The sequence below is a fragment of the Candidatus Tisiphia endosymbiont of Myopa tessellatipennis genome, assembly GCF_964031105.1.
GTDB lineage: Bacteria > Pseudomonadota > Alphaproteobacteria > Rickettsiales > Rickettsiaceae > Tisiphia.
The window spans coordinates 742,982-760,564 of the sequence record NZ_OZ035005.1 but is presented as its reverse complement, the minus strand read 5'-3'; the positions used below and the strand labels follow the sequence as shown (position 1 = coordinate 760,564).

Sequence of the window (17,583 nt, the reverse complement as noted above, 5' to 3'; positions counted from 1 at the left end):
TCAAAATAGCCTAAAAGGCTATTAAATACTATAGATTTCTGCCTTCGTGGCTCATCTTCGAGACAAAAAAGTGCTTAAAACGTCTAAAGAATCAGGTTTGCAGTGGTTTTGGCATGAAGTTTGTAGTCATGTAAACATCACTTTTCTACTTGACATACTAAAAATTAGTCAACATAATGCTTCTTATGTGTATTACCATTGTTTTGTTTCAAATAAAAACTCTTGTCATTAAAGTACACTTTTATCAGTATTTCTTTATTATAAAATTCCACAGGTGAAAAAATAATGGTATGGACCTCCTGATATACAGAATGAAAAGCAGTTGCTAATCTTCTAAAGTTAATATTAAATATTAAAATAACAATCAGGAGGCTAAGATGGAAGTTACCACAATTGGTATAGATATTGCAAAAAGAATTTTCCAAATTCATGGTGTAGATAAAAATGGTAAGACGGTATTAAAGAAAAAATTAATGAGAGATCAAGTTTTAACATTTATGGCTAATTTACCAAAATGTTTGGTAGGGATGGAAGCTTGCGGCGGAGCTAGTTACTGGGCAAGAGAAATAACTAAATTGGGGCATACAGTAAAACTAATGGCAGCACAATTTGTCAAACCGTATGTTAAAACTAATAAAAATGATCAAGCTGATGCAGAAGCTATATGTGAAGCGGTAACAAGACCAAATATGAGGTTTGTACCAATTAGAACTGTAGAACAACAAGATATTTTATCAATTCATCGAGTAAGAGAGAGATTGGTAAAAAATCGTACTGCCCTTGCTAATGAAATTAGGGGTCTACTACATGAATTTGGTTTTATTATTCCTCAAGGGATCAATAAGGTTATGACAAAATTAACCGAGATTTTAGATGAAGGAAATTTAAGCCAGCTGGGTTATCAAACATTTAGTGAACTGAAAGAGGAATTTTTGGATAATGACAAAAAAATAAAAGAGATAGAAAAAAGATTAAAAATAATAGCTAGCAACTTAACTCAATATCAACGATTAACAGCTATACCTGGTCTTGGTTTAATTACTGCTACTGCTTTAATAGCATCAATAGGTAATGCTACAAGTTTTGAGAATGGTAGGCAATTATCGGCATGGTTTGGATTAGTGCCAAGGCAGCATTCCAGTGGAGGGAAAGATAAGTTGCTTGGAATTAGCAAGCGAGGTGATGTTTACTTGCGTACTCTATTGATCCAAGGAGCTAGAGCTGTACTAAATGCCAAGATAAGATTTACATTGGAAGAACAAAAATCTAAAAAAGATTTTAGCAAATTTACGCAGTGGATGTTTAATTTATCTGAGCGAAATGGACATAATAAAACAGTAGTTGCTGTAGCTAATAAACTGGCAAGAGTGGTGTTTGCAGTACTAAGGTCAGGGGATGATTATGTAGAGAGTAAAGTTTGTAGCACAGAGCTATTATAATTAACATAAAATAAAATAAATAGTGGTTTATTAATTAATAGGTAAACAAAGAATATGTAAGAGATTCCAACCCGGAATATGCGTGAGATAATAATATTGATGGTAAATAAGACAAACCTTAGCTTACAAAGAAACTGATGACTACAATGGCTCTTTGAAGCCGATAAAATGATAAGTATATAGTAAATTTGTAAGCCAGCGAATTCCATCAGGGCTGTAGGATAAATTACACATAATTTATTAACTATAAGCCGGATACATGTATGCATTTGCATTTTTGCTATTAGATGTTATTTTTTTCTTGCATTTTACAGGAGGTTCATACATGTAGTCAGTAACGAGAATTTAATTCTACACTCCACTCGTCGCATAATACTCACGTTCTATAGCATAATTTCTGCTCATATTTATCTCGAAGATGAGTCGCTTACGCTCGCTAATAGACGCTGTAGTATAGGTATTTGTAAACTTTCAACAGTTGTGGGGTGACATCCGAAGGTGCAGGGACACCCTAGGCTATTAAACCAATATCTTACATCAATATTTGAGATCATTTAGCATCCAAAAATTTTGTGTAATGTTCCAAAATTTTAATGTATAAAGGACAATATCTGCAACTAATGGGAGTTATTAATGAAACTAGATAAAATTGAGAATATCATAGTCGCGCCTCATCTTCGAGACGAAAAAGTGCTTGAAACGTCTAAAGAATCAGGTTCGCAGTGGTTTTGGCATGAAGTTTGTAGTCATGTAAACATCACTTTTCTACTTGACATACTAAAAATTAGTCAACATAATGCTTCTTATGTGTATTACCATTGTTTTGTTTCAAATAAAAACTCTTGTCATTAAAGTACACTTTTATCAGTATTTCTTTATTATAAAATTCCACAGGTGAAAAAATAATGGTATGGACCTCCTGATATACAGAATGAAAAGCAGTTGCTAATCTTCTAAAGTTAATATTAAATATTAAAATAACAATCAGGAGGCTAAGATGGAAGTTACCACAATTGGTATAGATATTGCAAAAAGAATTTTCCAAATTCATGGTGTAGATAAAAATGGTAAGACGGTATTAAAGAAAAAATTAATGAGAGATCAAGTTTTAACATTTATGGCTAATTTACCAAAATGTTTGGTAGGGATGGAAGCTTGCGGCGGAGCTAGTTACTGGGCAAGAGAAATAACTAAATTGGGGCATACAGTAAAACTAATGGCAGCACAATTTGTCAAACCGTATGTTAAAACTAATAAAAATGATCAAGCTGATGCAGAAGCTATATGTGAAGCGGTAACAAGACCAAATATGAGGTTTGTACCAATTAAAACTGTAGAACAACAAGATATTTTGTCAATTCATCGGGTAAGAGAGAGATTGGTAAAAAACCGTACGGCACTTGCGAATGAAATTAGAGGATTATTACATGAATTTGGTTTTATTATTCCTCAAGGGATCAATAAGGTTGTAACAAAATTAACTGAGATTTTAGATGAAGGAAATTTGAGTCAGCTAGGTTACCAAACATTTAGTGAACTGAAAGAGGAATTTTTGGATAATGACAAAAAAATAAAAGAGATAGAAAAAAGATTAAAAATAATAGCTAGCAACTTAACTCAATATCAACGATTAACAGCTATACCTGGTCTTGGTTTAATTACTGCTACTGCTTTAATAGCATCAATAGGTAATGCTACAAGTTTTGAGAATGGCAGGCAATTATCGGCATGGTTTGGATTAGTGCCAAGGCAGCATTCCAGTGGAGGGAAAGATAAGTTGCTTGGAATTAGCAAGCGAGGTGATGTTTACTTGCGTACTCTATTGATCCAAGGAGCTAGAGCTGTACTAAATGCCAAGATAAGATTTACATCGGAAGAACAAAAATCTAAAAAAGATTTTAGCAAATTTACGCAGTGGATGTTTAATTTATCTGAGCGAAATGGACATAATAAAACAGTAGTTGCTGTAGCTAATAAACTGGCAAGAGTGGTGTTTGCAGTACTAAGGTCAGGGGATGATTATGTAGAGAGTAAAGTTTGTAGCACAGAGCTATTATAATTAACATAAAATAAATAGTGGTTTATTAATTAATAGGTAAACAAAGAATATGTAAGAGATTCCAACCCGGAATATGCGTGAGATAATAATATTGATGGTAAATAAGACAAACCTTAGCTTACAAAGAAACTGATGACTACAATGGCTCTTTGAAGCCGATAAAATGATAAGTATATAGTTTGTAAGCCAGCGAATTCCATCAGGGCTGTAGGATAAATTATACATAATTTATTAACTATAAGCCGGATACATGTATGCATTTGCATTTTTGCTATTAGATGTTATTTTTTTCTTGCATTTTACAGGAGGTCCATACATGTAGTCAGTAACGAGAATTTAATTCTACACTCCACTCGTCGCATAATACTCACGTTCTATAGCATAATTTCTGCTCATATTTATCTCGAAGATGAGTCGCGCCACTATATATTATTATATTAATTATTGCAATACCCCAATTAAGTGAGACTATTTATGCTCCTTCCCTTCCTGACTTAGCCAAAGATTTAGCAATTAGTGCTAATTTAGCAGAATACACTCTGACTATTTTTTTGCTTGGCTTGGCTGTTGGTATTTTAATATGGGGTAATTTATCTGATTGTTATGGGCGTAAACCTTGCTTACTTACAGGATTTTTGATTTATGCTTTATCGTGCTTCATTTGTTATTTCGCAGATAATATTAATATATTACTGGCTGCAAGATTTATGCAAGCTTTTGGAGTTAGTGTTGGATCGGTATTAGGGCAAGCCATAGCTAGAGATGCAGTAAAACCAAAAGAGCGTGGTAAAATGTTCTCAACGATATCTATTGCCATGGCGTTTTCTCCTGCTATAGGACCAGTTATCGGTGGTTTTGTTATAAAATTTTATCATTGGTCGGCGGTATTTCTTGTTCTGATAATGATTGCAATATTTATCATGGTATTAATATCAGTCAGACTTCCAGAAACTAACCTAAATCTTAGAACTGAACGTTTGGTTATTCCACTTTATAAAGAATGTTTTGGTAAAATGATCAAAGATCCAAGATTGCTTGGTTTAGCATTTTTAATTGGAGCAGTGAATGGTATTTTATTTGGCTATTTTACTGAAGCACCTTTTTATTTTATCTCAGGACTAAATATTTTAACTTCATCATTTGGTATGATATCATTTTTTATATGTATTCCCTTAGCTTTAGGTGGGCTTATATCCAAAAAGATGCATAAACTGCAAAGAACCTCTGATAATATTATTTTTGCAGCTATTAAGGTTATGTGTTTAGGATCTCTACTATTCTTTTTATCTAGCTATTTTAATCTAATTAATACAGATAATGTGACAGGGTCTTTAGTACAAACTTTAATATGGCTAGGTATGATTATTACTGGTATAACTATGATAGCTACAAATTGCTTAAGTCAAGCTTTGGAAAATTATGGCAAATTTGCTGGCACAGCAGCTTCGCTTTTTGGTTTTATATATTATGTAATTGCCACAAGTTTTACAGCATTAATGGGATATATGCATAACGGATCATTGACACAATTACCATTATTCATGCTGATCACTTCAATTAGTATGATGTTAGTGTTTCATATTGTTATTAATAAGCAGCAAATGGCGAAGAATAATTAATAGATTACCCATTTTTATAAATCCTCTAAGCTCCATTTAGCTCTAGGACAGAAATCGAGTCGGTTAGTAAGATTGTTTTGTAGACGTTCTAGCCCAGCATAAGCGATCATAGCAGCATTATCAGTGCATAAATGTGCTGGGGGTAGTAAAAGTGCATATCCTTGGGTTGCAGCTTGATACTTAAGTATAGACCTCAAATAATCATTAGCAGCAACCCCCCCGGCAAGCACGCAAGTTTTTTGTGGCAATAGCGACTTACCTATAAATTCTTCATACATTCTAAAGCTATTAAGCATTTTTACTGACAAGATTTCTCCAACCACATATTGAAAGCTGGCTGCTATATCATTAATTTCTTGATCACCTATAGGTTCTAATTTGGATATTAATATGCGTACTGCAGTCTTCAAACCTGAAAACGACATATTACAGCCAGTTTGATGAATAATAGGTTTTGGTAAAATATATTTAGACGGATCGCCAAATTTTGCTCTTCTCTCAATTTCTACGCCTCCAGGGAAAGGCAAACCCAACATTTTAGCTACTTTATCAAAACACTCTCCAACCGAATCATCTATAGTTTGTCCTAAAATTTTATATTTGCCAAGGGAGGAAGTGGCAACAAATTGACAATGTCCACCGGAAACTAATAGAAGTAAGTAAGGATATTCAGCCTTATTGGTTAATCTAGCAGTAAGTAAATGTCCTTCTAAGTGGTTAACTGCAATAAAAGGCTTCTTTAAGACACTAGCAATGGACCTAGCAAACATTGATCCAACTATTACTCCTCCTATCAAGCCAGGACCTGAAGTGGCTGCGATTCCATCTATATCAGATAACTCAAGATGGCTTTCATCTAAAACATATCTAACTGCTTTTTCTAAATTCTGCAAATGTGATCTAGCGGCAATTTCCGGTACTACCCCTTGGAATAGCTTATGCTCTTGATATTGGGAAATAACAATATTTGACAAAATTTCTTTATCTGAGGTGACTATTGCCACGCCAGTATCATCACAACTTGACTCAATACCCAATATTTTAATTATTGTAATCTCTCCTTTAATAAATCATTCACTAGGCTAGGATTGGCCTTACCTTCAGTTTTTTTCATTACTTGTCCTACGAAAAAGCCAAATAACTTATCCTTACCGCTTTTATAAGCAGCAACAGAATCAGGATTCTCCGACAATATTTCGTCAATTATAGCAGATAGTATACCACTATCTGACATTTGCACTAAGCCCTTTTCTTTAATAATTTTTTCCGGTTGCTCACCAGTTTCAAACATAGTTTCGAAAACTACTTTGGCAATTTTTCCCGAAATCACCCCATCTTCTATTAGCTTGACCATTTGGGCAAGCATTTTCGGGGTAATTTTACACTCATTTAAGCTAATGGAATTTTTATTAAGCTGACCAAATAACTCACTAATAATCCAATTAGCAAGTATCTTAGGACTGCATAAGGTCACTGCTGCTTCGAAATAATATGCTACCTGTTCATCAGCCGCAAGAACCTCAGCGTCATATGTATTTAAACTATATTCTGCAATATATCTTTTAATTTTTGCATCCGGAAGTTCCGGTAGCTCCCGAGCTAATTGCTCTATCAGCTCCTCAGATAAAACTATTGGTAATAGATCTGGATCAGGAAAATATCTATAGTCATGAGATTCTTCTTTTAAACGCATTGTCCTAGTTTCACCAATTTCGGCATCAAATAATCTAGTCTCCTGTATTATTGTCTGACCATTTTCGATTAAACTTACTTGCCTATTTGCTTCAAACTCTATTGCCCGCATAATATTACGAATCGAATTTATGTTCTTAATCTCACACCTTGTTCCAAGTGGATTCTTAGGCAGCCTTACTGAAACATTAGCATCGCAACGTAACGAGCCTTTTTCCATGTCACCATCACAACTTCCTATATATCTCAACAAAGTCCTGAGTTTACGAATAAATTCAGCCGTTTCCTCCGGTGAGCTAAGGTCTGGTTCAGTAACAATTTCCATTAATCCTACACCAGCCCGGTTTAAATCAATGAAGCTATAATACGGAGATTGATCATGGATAGATTTGCCCGCATCTTGTTCTAAATGCAAACGATTAATTCTAATTTTCTTGGTTGCTCCCTGCTGAGTTACTATGTCTAAATAACCATCTTGGACAATTGGATTATAGAATTGCGAGATTTGATACCCTTGCGGTAGGTCAGGGTAAAAGTAATTCTTACGATCAAATCTTGAATTAAGATTAATTTTTGCCTTAAGTCCGAGACCGGTCTTAATTGCTTGATGGACACAATATTCATTTAATACTGGTAACATTCCAGGCATTGCTGCATCAATCAACGATACTTGTGAATTGGGAGGAGCAGCAAATTCGGCAGAACTAGCAGAGAAAAGCTTGGATTTTGAAGAAATTTGAGCATGTATCTCCACACCTATAACATATTCCCATTTACCTGTATTACCAATAATATAAGCCATTTAAAATCTCTTTAGTTTACTATTAAAATGTGAAAAATTCTTAAGATTAAATCTTTATCATATTTTCAATAAAAATTGTAGTTTTTTATAAATCTTTATTTTCTACATCTTTTTTCATGAGGTGATCCTGATATTACTTGCAAATTTTTTATATTAATGTAGATTCTTTAATATTGGTGTATAAGCGTTTGAATAATTATAATTTTATGTCAAGCGTGGTTCTGAAATTGTCCACTATGGCAAGCCATTTTAGAAATTAAAAATTATAATTTAGTTAAGTTGTAATGAGCAAAGAAGAGCTAATTAATTTTGAAGGCGTTGTCCTTGAGCTTTTGCCTAACGCAACTTTTAGAGTGAAGTTGGAAAATGGTCATTTTATTATCGCCCATACTTCTGGTAGGATGCGTAAGAATCGTATTAGGATACTTGTCGGAGATAAAATCACAGTGGAAATGACGCCTTATGATCTAACAAAAGGTCGTGTTATCCACCGTCATTAGAGTCTTTCATATTTTATGTCAAATATAGAATCCACTTTTTTAGAACAGCAGAATATACCTATAGTTCTAGCCTCACAATCACCTGCAAGGCTTGAATTACTAAAAAGAATAAAGGTATTTCCTACACAAATTATTCCCGCTAATATAAATGAAACAGAGTACTTACGAGAGTTACCAAACCAATTGGTAACAAGATTAGCACAGGAAAAAGCCGAGGTTGTTGCCAAAAAAATAAGTGGTGAAGCTATAATTATAGCAGCTGATACTGTTGTGGTTCACGGTAGAAAAATACTACCCAAGGCTTTAACAAGTGAAGATGTTAGATATTGCCTTAATATTTTATCTGGAAAGCGTCATAGGGTTTATACAGGTATCTGTATAATAAAAAAGACTCTCGAACAAGTGCTACTGCGACAAAAATTAGTGCAAACCATAGTCAAGTTTAAAAGATTGAGCCAGCAAGAGATAGAATTTTACTGTAGCCTAGATGAAGGAATCAATAAAGCAGGCGGCTGCGGAATTCATGGATATGCCGAAGCCTTTGTTCCTAGCATATATGGATCTTACTCAAATATTATGGGATTACCACTACTGGAAACCATGCATATGCTTACTTCTTTAGGTTTTAAAAATATACCTCTTAAATAACCTGAGCATCCGTAATAGAAGTCAATAAAAAAATAGTAACTTAACATAAATTTTCATTCCAAGAAGAATTATCTTTTTCAATATTGGCAGTATGCAATATATTTTCTTGAATATAAAGCCTATTAATCAGCTTAGCTTCTAATAAAGTAGTAATTACCACCCAAGTTACGAAATAAATATACTGTCATCGATGATTAGATTGATAGAACTATTATAATTGTTTTGTTTGCTTACTGTATAAATTAATTCGCGAAGTATACTGTCATCGTATTTATTTGGTGCGTCGATAATGTTTATTATTGTAAAATTATTTTCCTTACAAAAATTGCCTTATTAGTTCAAAACGGGCATGTGATGAATATAATAAGATAATGGCTTGTTGGTTGTTCATATGCGCCCCCTTCTCTAATGTTTTAATAATTAAGAGTTTTGATCGCCAAAGATAAAATGATAAAAAAAAGTTTTATAGGTTATATATATCTTGGCGATCGGGGAGTTCGAAAAACCTTTAAGAGACAGTTATGATAGCCTTTAGGCTTGAAGTTTACACCCCAAGCCTTGAACATAGCTAGCATCTCCCCGACCATGGCAAATCGAAGAGCATCATTTTATCGGTTGATGCTTACCGCTCTTAAATGGAGGTTTCGACACCCCAAAGTAACTTTGCAGTTACTTCATTTTTAATTTTAAATTATCACTTAGCTAAAATCAACAATAAGTTTTTTTAATTTCGAATTATATCTTACGGTAATTTCTGAACCAACATCATTTACTGCAGGTGAAACTGTTGAGTGGCAACGATATTAGACTTCTTTCGAAACTCGCTTATGCTGAGGGATTTGAAGGAGACGCGGAACGCAGAACCGTAGCGTACTCTAATGTACGTGAGGATTCGAGTACCGCATCGACGTACAAATCACCAGCAGAAGTAGAGTTTCGAAAGAAGTCTAATATATATAGTCAATTGATGAGAAGTAGGTAGTGCCGTCTTCGATCGCTCCTGCTACCCAATCCTCCTGAATTGACTATAGCTTTTCTATCGTAGTTTTAGTGAAGATAAACCAATTAGAGCAAATATTATGGCTATAATCCAAAAGCGTATCACAACTTTTGATTCTGGCCAGCCATGTTTCTCAAAATGATGGTGCAGCGGGGCCATTTTGAAAATTCTTTTACCATTAGTAGCTTTAAAATAATATACTTGAATAATTACTGATAAAGTTTCAATAACAAATAATCCGCCGATAATTGCTAGTACAATTTCATGTTTGGTTATAACGCTAATAACACCAAGAACGCCACCAAGACTTAGACTTCCAGTATCTCCCATAAAAATTTCTGCTGGCTGTGCATTAAACCATAAGAATCCTAGGCTAGCACCAACAATTGAAGCACAGAAGATAGTTAATTCAGAAATATTTGGTATATACATAATTTGTAGATAATTTGCATAGAAACTATTACCAACCAAGTAAATAATTAAGGTAAAAGAACCTGCAGTAATAGCAATAGGTACTATGGCAAGACCATCAAGACCATCTGTTAGATTCACCGCATTTGATGCACCAACTATAACAAACATGCTAAATGGTATATAAAACAAACCTAAATCAATCAATAAATTTTTAAAAAATGGAATAGTGAGAAGATTGTTTCCCTGACTATTGGAATCTCTTAATAGTAAACAGGCAATTAGACAAATAGTGAACTGAAATAATAATTTCTTCTTTCCGCTAACGCCTCTATAGTGGTGTTTTGTTACTTTAGCATAATCATCCATAAAACCAAGTACACCAAAACTAACAAAGACAAATAACACTATCCATATATATTTATTAGTAAGGTCAGAGAATAATAGAGTGGAAAAACAAACGGTGAGGATAATCATTATCCCCCCCATAGTTGGTGTTCCTACTTTTGCTTTGTGCGTTTCTGGTCCGTCGTCACGAATTGGTTGACCATATTTTTGTAAATTTTGTAAAAATCTAATTAATCTAGACCCTATTAAAAAAGAAAGGGTCAAACTAAATAATATGGCAAGTCCAATACGAAAAGTAACATAGTGGAATAAATTTGCTATATGTAATTTATGTATATAGGGGGCAAGAAGGTTGTATATCATTGTAGCAATTCAAAAGATTGTGTAATTTTACTAAGTTTGATACTGTTAGATCCTTTTAGTAAGAGTAATTCATCGCCTTTAAGTAATTCATTTAAGTTTTCTATCAACAAATCAACATTATCAAAATGCATTTTTTCTATGTCATTTGGCAAAGAATCGTATATATGTTTGGTAAGATTACCTACTAAAAAAACCCTCTTAGTACTAGAATCAAGAATTGCTGGTATTAAGTCTTTATGGAATTTTATCGAATTTTCTCCCAATTCTAGCATATCACCTAGTATAGCAACTTTTTTCTGTCCACTAAGCTGTTTTAGATATAATAAAGCAGCTTTTACTGATGCTGGATTAGCATTATAATAATCACAGATAATTTGATAGTTCTGACCATTATATTTAGCGTTGACTAGTTTACCACGTCCTTCAGTTAATGATATTTTGCTTAATTGTGTTGCTGCAGCATTAATATCTAAGTTCAGTATTGCTGCTACCTGAAGAGCGGCAGTATAATTTCTAGCATAATGTTCCGGTACAAAAGGAATTTTAATATCTATTTTAGTGTTACAGATAGAATAATGTAGACGTACTTCTTGTCCAATATGCTCATATGATATTAATCTAGAATCTGTGCCTTCGGACTTACCAAAACTATATATATTATTAATCGATAATTGTTTAAGATTTTGTAAAATTCGGTCATAATATTGATGGTCTGAATTTACAACAGCTATGCCATTTCTTGGCATTCCTTCAAAAATTTCACATTTGGCATCAACCAAACTAAGCATAGATTCAAAAAATTCAAGATGGGCTTCCGCTATTGTGGTGATTACTGATATGTTAGGTCGTACCATTTTTGTCAGCTCTCTTATTTCTCCTGAATGATTCATACCCATTTCAAAAACAGCATATTCTATATCATCAGGCATCGAAGCAAGATTTATAGGCACGCCAAGGTGGTTGTTAAAATTTCCTCTGCTAGCAAAAGTAGGTCCAAAATAACTTAATATAGTTTTGATTGCTTCCTTAGTACCCGTTTTACCAATACTACCGGTAACACCAATAAACTTTGCTTTAGATTTTTTACGTTTATACTCAGCCATGTGGTGTATAGCAGTTAAGGTATCAGAGACCATAATTACTTTATTATCAGGTAATCCTTTTATTTCCTTACTAATAATTACTGCATTTGCTCCTTGTTCTAGAGCGTGTAAGGCATAATTATGTCCATCATTATTACCTTGCAGAGCAATGAATAAATCGCCGTTTGCAACGGAATTAGAGTTAAATTGAATCTGCCTCCCCTGAATATCAGGATGTACTTCAATATTCAACGCACTACTTAAGTCTTTTGCTGACCAAATCATTATTTTCTCAAATATAATCAGTTTTTCCTAGCTTTGCATGACAGCTGCAACTTCGTCCGCAAAATTTTTATCTTCTTGCTTTATGCCTGCACCTAGTTCATATCTTATAAACTGTGTAATTTTAATCGAAGTTCCTAATTCTTTTGCAGTGTTATCCATAACTTCAGAAACTGTTAATTTATCATCAAATAAAAAGTTTTGTTCAAGCAGAACAACTTCTGCTAGGAACTTACGTATTCTACCTTCAACCATTTTTTCAATGATATTGTCCGGTTTACCGGAAGCTTTTGATTGTTCAAAAAATATATTTTTTTCACGTTCAATTAATGTTTGATCCAAACTTGATGCATCAAGGCTATAAGGATTACTTGCCGCTATATGGGTAGCAATTTTCTGTCCAAATTCCAGGAGCTTAGCTTTATCTTTGGTAGTTGATTGTAAACCAACAATGACAGAAATCTTACCTAGACCATCAGCAACAGTATTATGTACATAAGATGCAACCACACCTTCTGATACCCGTAAGACATCCATACGACGTAGATTTAAATTTTCACCAATTGTAGCAATATTGTCTAATATTTCTTCTTCAACTGATCTACCTGTTGATGTTTTTGCTAATTTTAGTGATGGTAAATTATCTTGTGTCAAAGCTAGTTCAGCAATATTCCTAACCAATTGCTGAAACTTATCGTTTCTTGCAACAAAATCTGTTTCCGAATTTACTTCTATAATAGCCCCAACATTATCTTTAATGCTTATTGCTGTTAGTCCTTCAGCAGCAATTCTATCGGCTTTTTTTGCTGCAGCTGATAATCCTTTTTTTCTTAACCAGTCAATAGCTGCTTCAAAATCTCCCTTTGTTTCAAGCAAGGCCTTCTTGCAGTCCATCATTCCTGCAGCAGTTTTCTCTCTTAATTGTTTTACAAGTACAGCATTTATCATTTTACTCTCCTTTATTTAAGGTTTATAGTTATTTTTATTGGAAAAACTATTTAGTCTTTTCTAGACCCCTGCTTTCGCAGGGGTGACATCAAAGGGGAATCAGGGGTAGCATCAACCCCATAACTGTTGAAAGTTAAAAAATCGTCTATTAGCGAGAAGTAGCTGTAAGGCTTAAATCGTCATTGCGAGCGAACGTACGTGAGCGTGGCAATCCATGAAGTTTGTCATATAGATTGCTTCGTCGACCTGCGGTCTCCTCGCAATGACGCCTATGCACAATGACGGTTTTTTAACTTTCAACAGTTATGCACCTTGACCCTTTGACTCCTGCTACTATCATGATTTTGATTCTATCGTCTATCAACTCTTCATTTACGAGCAGTATACTAGTTATTTTGTTGTTGTAGCAACTTCTGCAAGCTCTAAAGCTGTCTCAAACTCTGACTCTAGTGCTTCTTGATTATTTAGGTCTAGAGTTTTAGAAAATTTCTTGGTTGATTTTAACTTAGTAACACCTTTTATATTTGTACCTTTTTCTTCATGAGTAGCTATGCTTCCTAAATCAACACCAGATGCAGCTAAAGCCTCTTCTATACCGGCAAGTACGGCATCAGCAAACAAGGTGCAATAAAGTCTTATAGATCTTATTGCATCATCATTACCGGGAACAGGGTGGTCTATATTATCTGGATTGGAGTTAGTGTCAACAATAGCAATTATTGGAATACCTAATTTTACTGCTTCTTGGATTGCTAAATGCTCCTTATTAGTATCAATTACCACAAGCAAATTGGGTCTTGTTCCAATATGTCTAATACCCCCTAAGGATTTAAGTAATTTATCCTTTTTACGGGTCATTTCCAGTATTTCTTTCTTAGTATAACCGGAATATTCCTCTTCATTCCCCAAAACTTTCTCAAGATTATCCAGCTTTTTTATTGAGCCAGAAATTGTCCCCCAGTTGGTTAACATACCACCAAGCCATCTGTGGTTAACGTAATATTGCCCACATTTCTCTGCATATTCAGCTACTATATCACTGGCTTGAACTTTAGTACTGACAAATAATATTTTACCATTTTTCTTGACAGTTTCATAAATTATACCCAAAGCTCTCTGCATTAAGGCAGCAGTTTGTTGTAAGTCAATTACGTGGATATCATCTCTGACACCATAAATGTAAGATGCCATTTTTGGATTCCAACGTGAGGTTTTATGACCAAAATGCACCCCAGCATCAAGTAAATCTCTGACATTAACAGTTTGTAGTTTCGACATTATTAAATCTCCTTAAAATGTTAGTTATGTACCTAATTATAGGTACTCCTCCGTAAGAGTTGATACCAAAGAAATTGGACTAACAACTAGGCTCTTACGTGTGAATTTTGCTTATTATAGTTAACCATACTAGCATTTAGCCATAGCAAACTAGCGTCATTGCGAGGCATCACTTTAGTCACAACTGTTGAAAGTTAAAAATCGTCATCGCGAGGCGTCGATAGACACCGTGGCGATCTCATGAAGTAAGCTCTTCTTCACAAGATTGCCACGTCGTCTCGCTACAGCGACTCCTCGCTAATAGACGGTTTAGGGCTTACAAAGGTTATCGCAGTGACGATTTTTAACTTTCAACAGTTGTGCGGCTTACGCCTCCCCGCAATGACTGAGTAATGCTAATCGGGTTAACTATATATTTTAAGCAAAGCTTATTATATATTCAATCAACATATTTGCAAGGGTTATGTAACTTTTTATTGTCAATATGGAAGAAATATCAAGCAGCCTCAACACAGAAAAGATCACTTAATCAAACTTTTCTCCAACTAGTTGATCCATCTAGTTTATCTTCTAGAATTATGCCATCTTTTGATAAATTTTGACGAATTTGGTCGGCTAATAACCAATTTTTTTGTAATTTGGCCTGCCTACGTTGCTCAATATGCTGGAGAATCGGTTCATAGTTTATTTCACAGTAAAACCACCTACTAGCTGATTGGGTCATTAGACCTATAAAATTGCTGCATGAAAGTAAGTAAGAAGCATATAAGTACTTATCATCTTCTTTGTTACTCGCAAAGACCAGTTTAGCATAATCGTTTATTATTTTAATGGCTAGAGGTGTATTCATATCATCGAATAAGTGAGATAAAAATTCTTTTGGAATGTTCTGAACGTCAAGTTTGTTAATGTCCAAATTTTCTATCGCTCTATACCAATAATTCATTGTTTTTGTAGCATCTTCTAGAGCTTTATTGTTGTAATCTAATGGTTTACGGTAGTGGCTACTCAGTAACAGTAATCTAACTACGTTACCAGGGATTTTTTTATCTATCAAGTCTTTTACAGTAATAAAATTATTGAGCGATTTACTCATTTTCTCACCATTACAGGTCAGAAATCCATTATGCACCCAATATTTAGCAAAGTGAGAGTTCGGGAAAGCACATGTACTTTGTGCTATCTCATTAGTATGATGAGGAAAAATTAAGTCTGCCCCTCCACCATGAATGTCAAAATTTTCTCCGAGATATTTATAGCTCATCGCTGAACATTCTATATGCCAGCCTGGTCTACCTCTTCCCCAAGGGCTATCGAAATTTGCCAATATTTCTTCATCTTTACTGGCTGGTTTCCATAATACAAAATCATGTGGTTGCTTTTTTGATGGATTATTTTCAATACGCACTCCCTCTAGCATTTCATCAAGATTACGATTTGATAATTTTGTATAATTTGGGGCGGTAGAAATATCGAAATAAACGTGATTATCTGCGATGTAAGCATGGTTTAGGTTAAGTAATTTTTGAATAATCACAATCATGTCATCAATATGCATGGTGGCTTTTGGCTCAATATTTGGCGTTTTGCAACCTAGATATTGCATATTAGCATGAAATTCTTCGGTAATTCTAACTGTTAAGTCAGAAATCGTTATTTTGAGTTCTTTGGCTCTATTTATTATCTTATCATCAACATCGGTAATATTACGCACATATTTTATATGATTTTGACCAAATATTTTGCTTAGTGAGCGGTATAAAATATCGTATACTACTACGGACCTAGCGTTACCAATATGGGGATGATCGTAGACAGTTGGACCGCAAACATACATTTTTACTAAATTACTATCTAGCGGTATGAAAACTTCTTTCTTGTGAGTAAGTGTGTTATGTAATAATAATTTCATGTTTTTTAATCGTAATAAATAATGTCATTTTACAGCTAATTTTTATGGATATCTACCTAGAATGTCAATTCAAAGAAATTATTTTGAAAAACTAAAAAAATTACCAATTACTTTAATTATTCTTATTAGTGTGATTTGTAGCATTGGTTTTGTTATACTATATTCCGCTTCAAATAGTAATATTCACCCTTGGGCGTATAAGCAGATGATGCATTTTTTCCTGTTTTTACCAGTTGTGATTATTATTGCAACTATTGATATAAAGTATATATTTAAGTTTTCATATATATTTTATATTGCTATTATTATCTTATTAGTTAGTGTTGAGCTTTTTGGATCTATTTCTATGGGTGCAAAACGTTGGATAGATTTAGGAGTTATCCGTGTGCAGCCTTCTGAACCAACAAAATTAGCAGTAGTGTTAATGTTAGCTAGGTATTTTCATCAACTAAAGATTGAGGATTTTGCTAGATTTTACAAGATATTATTGCCTATAATAGGTGTGATAGTACCAGTTATACTGATAATAAAAGAACCGGATCTAGGTACTGGGGTGATTAATATCATCATTGCTAGTATTATTTTTTTTGCTGCTGGTTTTAGAGTGAGAAATTTTGTGATAATTGGTATTATAGTCCTTACTTGCATACCAGTTATGTGGCAAGTGATGCATGATTATCAAAGAAAACGAATCATGGTTTTTTTTGATCCTGAGAAAGATCCTCTTGGAGCTGGATATAACATTATTCAATCAAAAATCGCTATTGGTTCTGGTGGATTGTGGGGCAAGGGGCTAGCTAAAGGTAGCCAAAGCCATCTAGATTTTTTACCAGAGCATCAAACCGATTTTATCTTTGCTACTTTTGCTGAAGAATTTGGTTTTGTTGGTAGTTTGTTTCTGTTAATTCTTTATTCTGCAATTATAATAATTTCATTAATGATTGCTGTGAATTGTAGAGCTATATTTAGTAAACTGATGGTAATAGGCATAACATCAATCCTATTTAGTCATGTATTTATAAATATAGCTATGGTGATGGGATTATTGCCAGTGGTAGGTGTGCCTTTGCCTTTTATATCTTACGGCGGTACAATGATGGTATCAATGCTTATTGGGTTTGGATTAGTAATGAATGCTCAGGTACACCAGCATAGTAATGTTTTTAAATAGCTCTTGCATAATTCTACTTCTGTTGGTAA

General features: G+C 33.9%; 16 protein-coding genes. 9 read left to right on the top strand and 7 right to left on the bottom strand.

Features of this window, described 5'->3' with window-relative positions:
• Window positions 1-70 precede the first annotated feature (70 nt).
• From AAHN03_RS03780 to AAHN03_RS03760, 5 genes are all read left to right on the top strand, one after another.
• A complete protein-coding gene (locus tag AAHN03_RS03780; protein ID WP_341761148.1) occupies window positions 71-232 on the top strand; it encodes a hypothetical protein in 162 nt (53 codons plus the stop codon).
• A gap of 145 nt (window positions 233-377) precedes the next feature.
• Complete coding sequence (locus AAHN03_RS03775) at window positions 378-1,439, top strand: IS110 family transposase (protein WP_342278263.1); 1,062 nt, start codon at window positions 378-380, stop codon at window positions 1,437-1,439.
• A gap of 690 nt (window positions 1,440-2,129) precedes the next feature.
• The gene (locus AAHN03_RS03770; protein ID WP_341761540.1) at window positions 2,130-2,291 is read left to right on the top strand and encodes a hypothetical protein; all 162 of its coding nucleotides are present in this window, start codon (window positions 2,130-2,132) and stop codon (window positions 2,289-2,291) included.
• A 145-nt stretch (window positions 2,292-2,436) separates the two neighbouring features.
• Entirely contained in the window at window positions 2,437-3,498 is a 1,062-nt protein-coding gene (locus AAHN03_RS03765) for an IS110 family transposase (RefSeq protein ID WP_342278373.1), read from the top strand.
• A 428-nt stretch (window positions 3,499-3,926) separates the two neighbouring features.
• Window positions 3,927-5,117 (top strand): multidrug effflux MFS transporter, encoded by a 1,191-nt coding sequence (locus AAHN03_RS03760; RefSeq protein ID WP_342279173.1) that lies wholly within the window; start codon window positions 3,927-3,929, stop codon window positions 5,115-5,117.
• 14 nt (window positions 5,118-5,131) lie between these two features.
• Here AAHN03_RS03760 and tsaD read toward each other — a convergent pair whose 3' ends face one another.
• Window positions 5,132-6,166 (bottom strand): tRNA (adenosine(37)-N6)-threonylcarbamoyltransferase complex transferase subunit TsaD, encoded by a 1,035-nt coding sequence (tsaD, locus tag AAHN03_RS03755; RefSeq protein WP_342279172.1) that lies wholly within the window; start codon window positions 6,164-6,166, stop codon window positions 5,132-5,134.
• A complete protein-coding gene (gene gatB, locus AAHN03_RS03750; protein WP_342279148.1) occupies window positions 6,163-7,611 on the bottom strand; it encodes an Asp-tRNA(Asn)/Glu-tRNA(Gln) amidotransferase subunit GatB in 1,449 nt (482 codons plus the stop codon). The genes tsaD and gatB overlap by 4 nt, the downstream gene beginning before the upstream one ends.
• Window positions 7,612-7,895: 284 nt before the next feature.
• Between gatB and infA the strand changes: the two genes are divergently transcribed.
• From infA to AAHN03_RS03735, 3 genes are all read left to right on the top strand, one after another.
• On the top strand, window positions 7,896-8,111 hold the full coding sequence (infA, locus tag AAHN03_RS03745; RefSeq protein ID WP_341748261.1) for a translation initiation factor IF-1: 216 nt from the start codon (window positions 7,896-7,898) through the stop codon (window positions 8,109-8,111).
• 15 nt (window positions 8,112-8,126) lie between these two features.
• The gene (locus AAHN03_RS03740; RefSeq protein WP_342279147.1) at window positions 8,127-8,759 is read left to right on the top strand and encodes a Maf family protein; all 633 of its coding nucleotides are present in this window, start codon (window positions 8,127-8,129) and stop codon (window positions 8,757-8,759) included.
• A gap of 787 nt (window positions 8,760-9,546) precedes the next feature.
• Entirely contained in the window at window positions 9,547-9,741 is a 195-nt protein-coding gene (locus AAHN03_RS03735; protein ID WP_342279146.1) for a palindromic element RPE1 domain-containing protein, read from the top strand.
• Between the two features lie 54 nt (window positions 9,742-9,795).
• On the opposite strand, the gene mraY is transcribed toward AAHN03_RS03735, so the two are convergent.
• The 5 genes from mraY to cysS all read right to left on the bottom strand — a co-directional run bounded on the left by mraY (window position 9,796) and on the right by cysS (window position 16,383).
• A complete protein-coding gene (gene mraY / locus AAHN03_RS03730) occupies window positions 9,796-10,881 on the bottom strand; it encodes a phospho-N-acetylmuramoyl-pentapeptide-transferase (protein WP_342279145.1) in 1,086 nt (361 codons plus the stop codon).
• A complete protein-coding gene (locus AAHN03_RS03725; RefSeq protein WP_342279144.1) occupies window positions 10,878-12,248 on the bottom strand; it encodes a UDP-N-acetylmuramoyl-tripeptide--D-alanyl-D-alanine ligase in 1,371 nt (456 codons plus the stop codon). The genes mraY and AAHN03_RS03725 overlap by 4 nt, the downstream gene beginning before the upstream one ends.
• Window positions 12,249-12,275: 27 nt before the next feature.
• A complete protein-coding gene (gene tsf / locus AAHN03_RS03720; RefSeq protein ID WP_342279143.1) occupies window positions 12,276-13,193 on the bottom strand; it encodes a translation elongation factor Ts in 918 nt (305 codons plus the stop codon).
• 390 nt (window positions 13,194-13,583) lie between these two features.
• Window positions 13,584-14,471 (bottom strand): 30S ribosomal protein S2, encoded by an 888-nt coding sequence (rpsB, locus tag AAHN03_RS03715; RefSeq protein WP_342279142.1) that lies wholly within the window; start codon window positions 14,469-14,471, stop codon window positions 13,584-13,586.
• A gap of 529 nt (window positions 14,472-15,000) precedes the next feature.
• On the bottom strand, window positions 15,001-16,383 hold the full coding sequence (gene cysS, locus AAHN03_RS03710) for a cysteine--tRNA ligase (protein WP_342279141.1): 1,383 nt from the start codon (window positions 16,381-16,383) through the stop codon (window positions 15,001-15,003).
• 67 nt (window positions 16,384-16,450) lie between these two features.
• Here cysS and rodA point away from each other — a divergent pair, with 67 nt between their 5' ends.
• Entirely contained in the window at window positions 16,451-17,554 is a 1,104-nt protein-coding gene (gene rodA / locus AAHN03_RS03705) for a rod shape-determining protein RodA (RefSeq protein ID WP_342279171.1), read from the top strand.
• Window positions 17,555-17,583 lie beyond the last annotated feature (29 nt).